The sequence below is a fragment of the Mycobacterium shunyiense genome, from assembly GCF_058270035.1.
Genome location: NZ_JBZDPT010000043.1, coordinates 171,354 through 183,617, shown reverse-complemented (window position 1 = coordinate 183,617; position 12,264 = coordinate 171,354). Strand labels below are relative to the sequence as shown.

Annotated in this window: 12 protein-coding genes; 4 read left to right on the top strand and 8 right to left on the bottom strand. The window is 66.6% G+C overall.

What is annotated here, in order from left to right; all coding sequences use genetic code 11:
• Window positions 1-5: 5 nt before the first annotated feature.
• Window positions 6-980: a peptidylprolyl isomerase gene (locus AC4ELS_RS24080; protein ID WP_064959138.1), complete on the bottom strand. Its 975-nt coding sequence runs from the start codon at window positions 978-980 to the stop codon at window positions 6-8.
• A gap of 6 nt (window positions 981-986) precedes the next feature.
• A complete protein-coding gene (locus AC4ELS_RS24075; protein WP_448446502.1) occupies window positions 987-1,862 on the bottom strand; it encodes a peptidylprolyl isomerase in 876 nt (291 codons plus the stop codon).
• A gap of 133 nt (window positions 1,863-1,995) precedes the next feature.
• Between AC4ELS_RS24075 and AC4ELS_RS24070 the strand changes: the two genes are divergently transcribed.
• A complete protein-coding gene (locus tag AC4ELS_RS24070; protein WP_448446504.1) occupies window positions 1,996-2,688 on the top strand; it encodes an MBL fold metallo-hydrolase in 693 nt (230 codons plus the stop codon).
• Window positions 2,685-3,947 (top strand): histidine--tRNA ligase, encoded by a 1,263-nt coding sequence (hisS, locus tag AC4ELS_RS24065; protein ID WP_064959135.1) that lies wholly within the window; start codon window positions 2,685-2,687, stop codon window positions 3,945-3,947. Before AC4ELS_RS24070 ends, hisS begins: the two co-directional genes overlap by 4 nt.
• Here hisS and urtE read toward each other — a convergent pair whose 3' ends face one another.
• The 5 genes from urtE to urtA are packed head-to-tail and all read right to left on the bottom strand — an operon-like array spanning window position 3,948 to window position 8,746.
• Window positions 3,948-4,640, bottom strand: coding sequence for an urea ABC transporter ATP-binding subunit UrtE (gene urtE / locus AC4ELS_RS24060; protein WP_064885340.1), 693 nt, complete (start codon window positions 4,638-4,640; stop codon window positions 3,948-3,950).
• Complete coding sequence (urtD, locus tag AC4ELS_RS24055; RefSeq protein WP_110916925.1) at window positions 4,640-5,395, bottom strand: urea ABC transporter ATP-binding protein UrtD; 756 nt, start codon at window positions 5,393-5,395, stop codon at window positions 4,640-4,642. Before urtD ends, urtE begins: the two co-directional genes overlap by 1 nt.
• A 53-nt stretch (window positions 5,396-5,448) precedes the next feature.
• Window positions 5,449-6,564 (bottom strand): urea ABC transporter permease subunit UrtC, encoded by a 1,116-nt coding sequence (gene urtC, locus AC4ELS_RS24050; RefSeq protein ID WP_055113476.1) that lies wholly within the window; start codon window positions 6,562-6,564, stop codon window positions 5,449-5,451.
• Window positions 6,561-7,445, bottom strand: coding sequence for an urea ABC transporter permease subunit UrtB (gene urtB, locus AC4ELS_RS24045; RefSeq protein ID WP_135360806.1), 885 nt, complete (start codon window positions 7,443-7,445; stop codon window positions 6,561-6,563). Before urtB ends, urtC begins: the two co-directional genes overlap by 4 nt.
• A gap of 32 nt (window positions 7,446-7,477) precedes the next feature.
• On the bottom strand, window positions 7,478-8,746 hold the full coding sequence (gene urtA / locus AC4ELS_RS24040; protein WP_448446508.1) for an urea ABC transporter substrate-binding protein: 1,269 nt from the start codon (window positions 8,744-8,746) through the stop codon (window positions 7,478-7,480).
• Window positions 8,747-9,001: 255 nt separating this feature from the next.
• Between urtA and AC4ELS_RS24035 the strand changes: the two genes are divergently transcribed.
• A complete protein-coding gene (locus AC4ELS_RS24035; protein WP_174554256.1) occupies window positions 9,002-9,427 on the top strand; it encodes an Rv2576c family protein in 426 nt (141 codons plus the stop codon).
• 15 nt (window positions 9,428-9,442) lie between these two features.
• On the opposite strand, the gene AC4ELS_RS24030 is transcribed toward AC4ELS_RS24035, so the two are convergent.
• Complete coding sequence (locus tag AC4ELS_RS24030) at window positions 9,443-10,879, bottom strand: hypothetical protein (protein WP_499049604.1); 1,437 nt, start codon at window positions 10,877-10,879, stop codon at window positions 9,443-9,445.
• Between the two features lie 143 nt (window positions 10,880-11,022).
• On the opposite strand from AC4ELS_RS24030, the gene AC4ELS_RS24025 reads away from it, so the two are divergent.
• Entirely contained in the window at window positions 11,023-12,177 is a 1,155-nt protein-coding gene (locus AC4ELS_RS24025) for a hypothetical protein (protein WP_499049602.1), read from the top strand.
• The last annotated feature ends 87 nt before the right edge of the window (window positions 12,178-12,264 follow it).

Sequence of the window (12,264 nt, the reverse complement as noted above, 5' to 3'; positions counted from 1 at the left end):
CCGGGTCAGTCCATGCTCGCCGATTTGATCGTCACCGGTGTGGCCGGCTTGCCGTCGTGGCTGCCGTCGGCAACCCCGTCCGCGGCGATCGCGTCGAGCGTGGCCAGTCCGGTCTTGTCGACGGTGCCGAACACGGTGTACGTCGGTGGCAGCAATGAATCCTCGTAGACCAGGAAGAACTGGCTGCCGTTGGTGCCGGGTCCGGAGTTGGCCATGGCGACGGTGCCGCGGGGGTAGACCACGGGCCGCTGCACGGCAGGGTCGGAGAGCCGGTACTGGTTGGTCGGGTACTCGTTGGGGAACCGATACCCGGGCCCGCCGGTTCCGGTGGCGGACGGGTCGCCGCACTGCAGCGTTGCAAGGTCACCGGTGGTGAGCCGGTGGCACTGGGTGCCGTCGAAGAATCCCTGTCCGGCCAGGCTGGCGAAGTTGTTCACCGTGCACGGTGCCCGGTCGTTGGCCAGCTTGAGCCCGATGCTGCCGCGGTCGGTGACGATGCCTGCGGGCACCGTGGCGGGTTGGGTCGGCACGGCGCCGGTGCGCGGCGGGGCGGCCCGCTTGGCGGCGGGTTCGGCGGTGGCCGGGTACTGGCAGTTGGCACCGAGATTCTGCGACGGCGTGAATGTGGGCAGGTCCTGGCCGGCACCCGGGGAAGCCGTGTAGCGGTCCTGGCGTGGCATGTTCTCGGCGGCCTTGACGACGATGACGGCGAACACCACCGTCAACACCACCGCCACGAGCGCCAGCGCCGTCATCACGTACCCGATGACCAGGCCGGTGATCGCGATACCACGACCCTGCTCACCGCTGCGTTTGAGCTGCGACAGCGAGATGTGCCCGAAGACGATGCCGAGCGGCGCGAAGAGCACCGAGGACACCAGTGCGGCGACCGCCATGCCGTTGGTGTGGGCAGGCGGGGGATGACCAGCCGGATATGGATACTCCGGCTGGTAACCGCCGTAGGGGGGCGGGACAGTCAACGGGGACTAGTCCAGGGCCACTGACTTCAGCTCGACATCGAGTGCCGGCTTGCCGTCGGCTCCGCCTCCGGCGACACCGGCTGCGGCGATCTTGTCGAGGGTGGCCAGGCCGGTGTCGTCGATCTTGCCGAACACGGTGTAGCCCGGCGGCAGCTGCGAGTCCTGGTACACCAGGAAGAACTGGCTGCCGTTGGTGTTGGGACCGGCATTGGCCATGGCCACGGTGCCGCGCGGGTACACCACCGGCTTCTGCAGCGCCGGGTCGTCCGGCTGGAACTGGTTGGTCGGGTACTCGTTGGCGAACTGGTAGCCGGGGCCACCGGTGCCCTGGCCGGTCGGGTCACCGCACTGCAGCACCGAGATGCCGCTGGTGGTCAACCGGTGGCACGGGGTGTCGTTGAAGTAGTTCTGTCCGGCCAGGCTCGCGAAGCTGTTGACCGTGCACGGCGCCTTGCCGTTGTCGAGCTGCAGCCCGATGTTGCCCTGGGTGGTGACCATGCTGACGCTGACCGTGGCGGGGTCGGTGGGGACCTTGCCGGTGCGCGGCGGAGTGTTCGGCTTGCTGGCCGCGGCCGCGGCCGGGTACTGACAGTTGGCGCCGAGGTCAGCGGGGGCGGCGAAGGCCGGCAGTTGGCCGTCGGCCGCCGGCTGGGCCGGTGCACCCGACGTCGCCGTGGTGGTATCCGCCGAGGCGGTGGTGCTGCCCGAGTCCTTGCTGGTGAAGACGAACGTGGCCACGACCGCCCCGATGATCACGAGGGCCGCGACCGCGCTCCCCGAGATGGTCAGGATGCGTCGCTTGCGTTCCTGGGCGGCCCGACGCTCCAGCTGGCGCTCCAGCTTGCGCTTGGCCGTCGCACGCCGTTGTTCGTTGGTCGGCACCGCGGCAGTCCTCCTTGTAGGCGGTTGAGGTTGGCAACGAGTCTGCCAGGCGAAGCTGCGTACCGGTTCTGCGACCCGCGGAGACCGCAGGTCGCGGCACATCGGGGAAGTGGTCGCATGGGAAACTGGGACCGTGTTCATTACCGGATTTCCGGCCGGGATGCTGGCATGCAATTGCTATGTCCTGGCCGAGCGACCAGGGGCCGACGCGATTGTCGTCGACCCGGGTCAGCGGGCGATGGACCGGCTCCGTCGGATTCTCGACGAAAACCGCCTGACCCCGGCGGCGGTCCTGCTGACCCACGGCCATATCGATCACATCTGGTCGGCTCAGAAGGTCGCCGACACCTATGGCTGTCCCGCCTACATCCACCCCGAAGACCGCTTCATGCTGACGGATCCGATGAAGGGATTCGGCCCGGCGGCGCTGGGAGCGTTGTCCCGGCTGGCGTTCGGCGTGCTGTTGTCCGAGCCGAAACAGCTGATCGAACTGAGCGGCGATGGCCAGACCCTGGATTTTGACGGTGTCTCGGTCACCGTCGACCACACCCCGGGGCATACGAGGGGTTCGGTGGTGTTCCGGGTCTCCGGCGGGCCGGAGCGAGCATCGGCGGCCCCGACGGTGTTCACAGGCGATACGCTGTTCCGGTCCTCGGTGGGCCGCACCGACCTGCCCGGCGGCAGCGGACGTGACCTGCTCACCTCGATCGTGACAAAGCTGTTGGTACTCGACGACGACACCGTGGTATTACCAGGGCACGGCCCGCGCACGACCATCGGGCATGAACGCCGTACCAACCCGTTTCTCGAAGGTTTGACTCTGTGACTTCTGCATTCCAGGCGCCCAAGGGCGTGCCCGACTATCTACCGCCCGAGTCGGCACAGTTCGTGGCGGTCCGGGACGGGCTGCTGGCTTCGGCGCGCCGGGCCGGCTACGGCGACATCGAGCTGCCGATCTTCGAGGACACCGCGTTGTTCGCGCGCGGGGTGGGCGAGTCCACCGATGTGGTCTCCAAGGAGATGTACACATTCGCCGACCGCGGCGACCGCTCGGTGACCCTGCGTCCCGAGGGCACCGCCGGAGTGATCCGCGCGGTGATCCAGCACCGCCTGGACCGCGGCGCGCTGCCGGTCAAGCTCTGCTACGCCGGTCCGTTCTTCCGCTATGAGCGTCCACAGGCCGGGCGCTATCGGCAGTTGCAGCAGGTCGGTGTCGAGGCCATCGGGGTGGACGACCCGGCACTGGACGCCGAGGTGATCGCGATCGCCGACGCCGGCTTCCGGTCGCTGGGCCTGGACGGTTTCCGCCTTGAGCTCACCTCGCTGGGCGATGACACCTGCCGGCCGGCATACCGGGAGCTGCTGCAGGACTTCCTGTTCAAGCTCGACCTCGACGAGGAGACCCGCAGACGCGCCGAGATCAACCCGCTCCGGGTGCTCGACGACAAGCGGCCCCAGGTGCGGGAGATGACCGCGGACGCGCCCCTGATGCTCGACCACCTGTCCGACAGCGCCAAGGCCCACTTCGAGGTGGTGCAGGCGCACCTCGACGCGCTCGGTGTGCCCTACGTGATCAACCCCCGGATGGTGCGCGGGCTGGACTACTACACCAAGACCACCTTCGAGTTCGTGCACGACGGGCTGGGCGCGCAATCGGGCATCGGCGGCGGCGGCCGGTATGACGGCCTGATGAGTCAGCTCGGCGGGCAGGACGTTTCCGGAATCGGCTTCGGGCTCGGTGTCGACCGCACCCTGCTGGCGCTGCAGGCCGAGGGCAAGACGGTGGCCGGTGTCGGTGGCGTGCAGGTGTTCGGCGTGCCGCTGGGCGATGCCGCCAAGCTCGAGTTGGCCAAACTCGCCGCGCGACTGCGCGCCGAAGGGGTGCGTGTCGACCTGGCTTACGGAGACCGCGGGCTCAAAGGCGCGATGAAGGCGGCCGACCGCTCCGGCGCCAGGTACGCGTTGGTGGCCGGCGACCGCGACATCGAGGCCGGCACCGTCGGTCTCAAGGACCTCTCGACCGGCGACCAGGTCGATGTTCCTGCCGATTCCGTTGTCGCAGAGGTTCTTTCCCGCCTCGCCTGATCAGATGGCCATGGCGGCGCGGACGTCGGCCTCTGACGTCGAGCCGCCGGCGCCGCTCGAGGTGATCCGTCCCGCCTCCAGGATGTAATAGCGCTGAGCGGATTCCAGCGCGAACCCGATGTGCTGCTCGACCAGCAACACGCCCAGATCGCCGCGTGCGGTCAGCGAGGTGATCGCGGCTTCGATCTCGGCCACCACCGACGGTTGGATCCCTTCGGTCGGTTCGTCGAGGATCAGGCACTTGGGACTCGTGATCAACGCGCGGGCAATCGCGAGCTGTTGACGCTGGCCGCCCGAAAGTAGGCCGGCCCGCCGGCTGAGTAGCTCCTTGAGGGCCGGGAACAGGTCCAGTTGCTCGTCGATCAGCGCCTTGCCGTTCTTGCGGCCGTCGGCGACCACCTGGAGGTTCTCCGCGGTGGTCAGCTGCCCGAAGGACTGCTGGCCCTGGGGCACATACGCCAGGCCACGGGCCACGCGGGCGCTGGGGCGAAGCCTGGTGATGTCGTCACCGTCGAAAAGCACCTTGCCCGCAGTGCATTTGAGCAACCCGACGGCCGCTCGCAGCAGGGTCGTCTTCCCCGCGCCGTTGTGACCCATGACCGCGGCGACGCCGTCGGACGGCACGGCGATGCTCGTGCCGTGGATCACTTCAGACCGGCCGTAACCGGTTCGCACATCGAGCAGTTCGAGCATCAGGCGATTCCTTCCGCGCCGGCCGCGGCAGTGCCGAGGTAGACCTCTTGGACCTTGGGATTGGCCTGCACCTCGGCCACCGAACCTTCGGCGATGACCTGGCCGCGGGCCAGCACGGTCACCGAGGTCGCGAACGCCCGCATGAAATCCATGTCATGTTCCACGACGACCACCGTTCGAGTTCCGCCGATACGGCGCAACAGATTTCCGGTCTCCTCGCGTTCCTCGTGACTCATCCCCGCCACCGGTTCGTCGAGCAACAGGACATCGGCGTTCTGTACCAACAGCATGCCGATCTCCAGCCACTGCTTCTGGCCGTGAGCCAGCACGCCCGCAGGTTTGTCGGCGAGGTCCGCGAGCCCGGTGGTCTCGAGTGCTTCCTCGATCGCGGGCAACACGCCGTGCCGCCGGCGCAGCAGGGTCCACGGCGAACGACCGGCGCCCGCGGCGATATCGAGATTCTGCAACACCGTCAGTTGTTCGAAGACGCTCGCGGTCTGGAATGTCCGCCCCACGCCCAACCGGGCGATCTGATGCACCTTCTTGCCGAGCAGCTCCGCACCTGACTTGTTCACCGAGCCGGTGGCACCCACCAGGCCGGTGATGGCGTCGATGACTGTCGTCTTACCCGCGCCGTTGGGTCCGATCAGAAAGCGCAGATCGCCCTGGAACAGCGTGAGATCGACGTCGCTGACTGCCTTGAACCCGTCGAAATCGACTGTGAGACCGCGAACTTCCAAATATTCGGCACCCATGCCGGCGTTGCCGCCGGCCACCGGCTCTGGCGCCGTGGCCTGCTCGGTTCCGGTCACGATGCGGCACCTACTTTCTCGGTATCGGCGTCGGGTGCCGTCTCGGGCCGGGGCTCCTCCGCATCCGTGGACCGCTTGCGCCGCCACCGGGAGAACAGCACGCCGAGACCGGCCAGGCCGGCGGGGAAAAATCCGACCACCACGATGAACAGCAGGCCCTGGGCGTAGATCCACCCGGACGGAAACCTTTCGGAGAACAGGGTTTGCGCCCAGGCCACGCCGATCGCGCCGAGGACCGGGCCGAGCAGCGTGGTCCGCCCGCCGATCGCGACCCCGATCAGGAACGCGATGGAGGGCACGATGCCGACCTGCGACGGCGCGATGAATCCGACGATCGGAACGAACAGGGCGCCGGCGATGCTGGCGAACAACGCGGCCAGAGTGTAGGCCACCACCTTGATGTTGGCCGGGTCGTAGCCCAAAAACCGCACCCGCTCCTCACCGTCGCGCACCGCGACCAGCAACTCGCCGTAGCGGCTGTACATCAGCTGACGGACCAGGGCCACGACGATCAGCAGCGTCACTGCCGCAAGGAAATACACCATCCGCTTGTTGACCGGGTCGTTGAGGTTGAACCCGAAGAAGGTCCGGAAATTGGTCAGCCCGTTGCTGCCGCCGAGACTGGTCTGGCCGACGAGCAGGATCGCCAGCGCGGCCGCCAGCGCCTGCGACAGGATTGCGAAGTAGGCGCCCCTGACCCGGCGCTTGAACACGCCGAAGCCGAGCAGGGCCGCGATCGCCGTCGGCACCAGCAGGATCGCCAACAACGCGAACGCGGGGGAGGCGAACGGCTGCCAATAAGCGGGCAGCTGCCGAACTCCCGCGATCTGCATGAAGTCAGGGACATCGTGCCCACGGATCTGGGCGTCGGCGATCTTGAGGTGCATGCCCATCATGTAGCCGCCGAGGCCGAAGAACACGCCCTGCCCGAGCACCAGCATTCCGCCACGGCCCCAGGCCAATCCGATGCCCACCGCGACGATCGCAAAGCACAGGAACTTGCCGAGCAAGCTGAGCCGGAAGTCCGACAGTAGCGCCGGCGCCACGCCGAAGAGCACGATCGCTGCGACGCCGAATCCGGCCCAGGTTTGCCAGCGGCCGAGAATGGTCATACGAGACTCCTGGTCCGAACCGTGAACAATCCCTGTGGGCGGACCTGCAGGAAAATCACGATGATGGCGAACACGATCACCTTGGCCAGTGACGCTGTGGTGCCGTATTCGATGAACGAGTTCAGGAAACCCAGGGCCAAGGCAGCGATCACCGTGCCCTTGATCTGGCCGAGCCCGCCGACCACCACCACCAGGAAGGCATCGATCAGGAAGCTCTGGCCGATGGTCGGACTGGTGGAGCCGATCAGCGTCAGTGCCACACCGGCCACCGCGGCCAGCCCGGATCCGATGAAGAAGGTGGTGATATCGGTCCGGCGTGACGAGATGCCGCTGGTCTCGGCCAGATCGCGGTTCTGGACCACCGCCCGGATCCGCCGCCCCATCGGGCTGGTCTTGAGGACCAGCGCCAGCACCGTGACACAGATGACGGCCAGCACCAGGATGAAGATCCGCGTCTTGGGCACCACCGCGCCGAGAATCTCGACGCCGCCTGACAGCCATTCCGGCGCAACGACATTGACCGCAGGCGCACCGAAGATGTCGCGGGCGACCTGTTGCAGGATCAGGCCGACGCCGAAGGTGACCAGCAGCGTATCCAACGGACGGTGGTACATCCGCCGGATCAGCGTCACCTCCAACAGAGCACCCATGGCGCCGCCGACGAGGAACCCGACCAGAAGGGAGATCACCAGGGAGGCGCCGGCATTGGTGATGAGCTGCTGCACCACGTAGGCGGTGTAGCAGCCCGCCATGATGAATTCGCCGTGCGCCATGTTGATGACGCCCATCTGCCCAAAGGTCAGAGACAGGCCGAGCGCCGCCAGCAACAGGATCGAGCCGAGGCTCAATCCCGTTGCCAGCTGGCCGATGAGGATGTCCATGCTGTGTGTGATTCGCCGTCGCTACGCTCGCCTCAGCCGGACAGCCCCGCAGCCCACGGGTAGGACTTCAGGTACGGATCCGGATCGATCGGCCCCTTGGACTCCCAGATGGTGTAGATCAAGCCGTCGGGCCGGATCTCGCCGATGCGGGCGGTCTTGGTGATGTGGTGGTTCTCGCCGTCGATGGTGACCTTGCCTTCAGGGGCGTCGAAGGTGACGCCGTCGGCGTTGTCCTGGACCGCCGCGACGTCGAACGACTTTGCCTTCTCGACGGTGTTCTTCCACAGGTACACCGAGACGTAGGCGGCTTCCATCGGATCGGAGGTGGGCTTCTTGGGATCCTTGACGAAGTCCTTGTAGGCCTTGACGAAGGCATTGTTCACCGGGGTGTCGATGGTCTGGTAGTAGTTCCACGCGGTCAGCTGGCCGGTGACATTCTGCACCCCGATACCGCCGACCTCTTCTTCGGCGATCGAGACCGAGACCACGGGCATCGCTTGCGGGGTCAGACCGACATTCTTGTATTCGCGGAAGAACGCGACATTGGAGTCGCCGTTGAGGGTGTTGAACACGGCGTCCGCGTCGGCGCTGCGGACCTTGTTGACGATGGTGGAGAAGTCGGTCGAGCCCAGCGGCGTGTAGTCCTCGCCCTTGATCTCGATGCCGTTCTCTTTGGCGTAGGCCTTGATGATCCGGTTGGCGGTCTGCGGGAACACATAGTCACTGCCCACGAGATAGAGCGACTTGACGCCCTTCTCCTTGAGGTAGTCCAGTGCCGGCACGATCTGCTGGTTGGTGGTGGCGCCGGTGTAGAAGATGTTCTTGCTCGACTCCAGACCTTCGTACTGCACGGGGTAGTAGAGCAGGGCGTTGGCGCTCTCGAACACGGGCAGCATGGCCTTGCGGCTCGACGAGGTCCAGCCACCGAACACCGCGGCCACGCAGTCACTACTGATCAGCTTCTCGGCCTTCTCGGCGAACACCGTGGGCTCGGAGGCCCCGTCCTCGCCGATCAGCTCGATCTGTTTGCCCAGGACACCGCCCTTGGCGTTGATCTCCTCGACCGCGAGCTTGATCGCATCGCGCACCGTCACCTCGGAAATGGCCATCGTGCCTGACAGCGAGTTCAACGATCCGACCTTGACCTTGGGGCCGGAGGTGTCCACACAGGAAGCAGTGTTTGCTGTGTCGGTTTCGCTCGCCCGGCTGCCGCAACCGGCAAGGAGCAGGCTGGTGACTGCGATCAAACTCCCTGCGGCAAGCGCAGACCGACGCAACGGGGCACGTCCTGGAACTCGCATGGGCGACCTTTCCCTTTGATTGCAGCGCTTCTCAGCCGATCGGTGCCGGCGGCGGTGCAAGAGGCTAAACACCGGAGTGCGGGTGTCGAATCGGGACGTTAGAGCGCCGCTGTTACTGGGAAATGTCTGTGTGTGACAAACAAATTAACCTCAAGCTAGGCCGAGTTGGTTTGCCGTTGGCGGGACGCTGTGACACCCAGTAGTCGCACCTGTAACAAGGCGGTAGCGTGCTCGGATATGACGTATGTGACGAATATGCGAAAAGCGACAACCACGGTCGGTGCGGCGCTCGTACTGGCGGCTGCGGGTATGGCGGTCTCCAACGCAACGTCGTATGCGGACCCGTCGGGCCAGGGCCATCAGGTGAAGTACACGCTCACCTCCGGTGCGCCGTACGAATTCGACCTCTACTACCTGACGACGCAGCCTGCGAGCAAAGACGCCTACAACGCTGATGCGTACAAGTACCTGCAGAAGGCGACGGTGAACGTCGGTCCCGACACGCCCTGGGTGTTCGAAACCACGCTCGCCGATCCGCAGTGGGCTGTCTTCACGGTCGCGAGCACGACGCACGGGGGCCAGGCTCAGCCCAACGCGCACTGTGAGATCTCCGTCGACGGTCAGATCGCGGTCCAGAACGATCATCCCTACAGCCCGCGCTGCCAGCTCGGTCAGTGGTAGCTTGACCCGCCCGCGTTATCCGGCGAGGTACTCGCCGGATAACGCGTAGACCGCTTCGCCGCCGTGCGCGTCGTGGTAGTCCACCTTGATCACGACCTGATCCTCGCGGTCACCGGCGTCGCTGCCCCACGCACCGATGGTGATCTTGGCTTTCCCGCGGTCCACCGGGTCGACCCCATAGCGGCGCATCGCATCCTCACGCACCTGTGCCACGACGGTGGGGGAAATGTCGCTGAACCTGAACCGGGGTGACCGGGTGTCGTCGCTCATCGGATCATCCGGCGTGGTGAATCCGCCGGCGTTCACATGCGTGCGGTAGTAGTAGTCGCCCCGGAAAAAGGTGAGCCAGAATCCGCCCTTGTCGTCCGACAGCTCGATGTTCTTGAGGATCGGTTCTGAGGTCGACAGCCCGCGGGCGACCAGTGCGGCCTCCGCCTGCGCCAGCCCGGCGCCGACATCGTCGGCGGGCCACCACGGCGCGACGGTGCCGTCGGGTTTGCCCATCACCGTGACGTTGGGGTTGCCGAACCAGCCGTCGATCAGCACCGGCCGTTCGGCCCCGAAGATGTCGTCGTCCTCACGGGAGATGGCGAGGCGCGTGGGCTCGTTGTTGTCCGGCGGCAGCATCGCCATTGCCGTAGACAGATAGTTCCTCGCCGAAAAGGCCTGCAGTTCCCCGACACTGAAGGTGTCGCGGCTGCGTCCGCCGGTCGTGGACTCGGTGGTTTCCCAGCCGCGGGTACGGCCTTCGTAGCTCCGGCTCCGGTCTCCACCGAGGTACACAATCGCAGTGACATAGCTGTCGCGGATGTCGATCTCCAGCAGCGCATCGAGCAGATCCGGCGACTCCGCACGCAGGTGGGCGAGAAGTTCGTCGTACCACTGCCACAGCGGTTTCGTATCGGGGTCGTCCGAGGTGATGCCGGGAACCGCGGTCGACACACTTCTGGTCAACGGCTTGAGATCCCAGATGTCGCTCGGAGGGAGCAGCATCGTGGCCCACATCGCCGCCACCGCCGTCAGAGCCGCCGGTGCGTGGGCCCGCGTGGGACCGTGCTCGATGACCGCAGTGCTGCCAGGCGTTCCGATTGCCTCCGACGGCAATTCGCCGCGACCATCGGCGACGAGGCCGGCGATCTGCGCGCGGGACAGGTTGGCGTGACGGTGAAACCGGAACGGTACGTCTCGGGGCGGCCGTGCCTCGCCCGCGACGACGGTCGACGCGACCGCCGGAGCCGGCGCCGAGCGGTCGATCAGGTCCACGGCCACCGGGACCAGTGCACCGGCGGGCGCGGCGGTGACCGACCGCGTGAACGTGCCGGCCACCATCCCGATCCCCAACGTCGCGAGAACGACCGCGAGCACCAGGAACCAGCCACCCGAGTAGGCCCCGATCGCGATGCCGGAGCCGACGCACACGCCACCTGCGATCGAGCGAAGAATCGAATTCACCTCTACTCAACGACCTTTCGGCGGTCCAGCCGGGCCCGGCGGCGTTGCTGCGGGTCGTCAGCCATGGGTCAACCATACGCAGATGCCACTGGCCAGTGGTTGCACGGTAGTGTCGGCGGGGTGCGTTGGACGGTTGCGGCGGCATGAGCGTGGACGCGCCGGCCGGTGAGAATCTCGCGCTGATCTCCCGCACCGAATACCTCGACACTCCAACCCGCATCCGCCGGGGTGTCTGCGCAGCGCTGCTGTTGGCAGCAGCGCCCTTGCTGCTGATCCTCGTGGCCAGTGGGGTGCCCCCGGCGATCGTCATCGTGGTTGTCGGTGCGTCACTGACCAGTTCGGTGCTGTACAGCGTCGTCGGTCGAATGGCAGGTCGACGAGCCGCGGTTCGACTCGCGCTTGTCGACGGGCAGGTCCTGATCGGAACCGAAGACAGCGAGGATGTCGTGCGCTCGCTGTCCGATCTCGTCGATGTGGGCCTGTCCGCCGAAGAGTCGCCCGAGACCCGCATCGCGCTCGCTGACCGTGACCTTCGAGTCCAAGGTGTGCGCTATCTGCAGTTGACCTTCCGCGATGGCGCCGACTTTCACGTCGCGGTCCTGGAGGACGATCCGGTCGCCGCCGAGATCCTGCGGCGTCTGCGGCGCGCGGTCCCCGAGAAGCCGCGCAAGTACAAGCAGATGAGGCCGGCAGGTGGTCAGCCCGGCGCGCCGGCGGAGCCCGTCGCCGCCAGGGTGGAGGAGCCGCCTGTGTCCCCGGCGGCTGAGCCACCCGTGTCCCCGGCGGCCGACGTCCGGCTGTGGGAGGCTGCGCGCGCGGTCCACCGGCGGGTGTTGTCCGAATACGGCGCCTACGAACTGGAGCCCGCGCTGTACCTGCGTTATCCCGGCGTCACCGACATCACCCGCGAGCACGTGATGGATTTCCATACCGCGTTGGAGGAGGCCCAGGCGTTGGCCACCGACGCCTACCCGGACGCCGCATTCGCCGGGCGTTACCGCGCGGCAGTCGATGCGCTGCGGCGCCAATGGGTTCGGTGCGAGCGCGACGGAAAAGCCACCGGGACCAGTTACTTGGCCGACGACGACCGCGCCGACTTGGATACCGCCGCCAAGCTCTACAACCACGCGCAAGCCACCGACCAGCCAGGGGAGAAGACGTCATATCTGCGCAAGATGCAGCAGATAGTCGTCGACCTCGACGGGCGTGGCCGGGTACACCTGCCGCGTCCGGTCGTCGCTGCGATCGAATCCCAGGTTCGGCTGGCGCTCGAACCGGGAAAGCGCTCGGCCGACTGATCCGCCGTTCCCACAGACTGAGAACGGCCTTGACGACGTACTCGAACTGGTGTTCGATAAGTGAGTGCGCGTCGGGCGGTTCCGCTT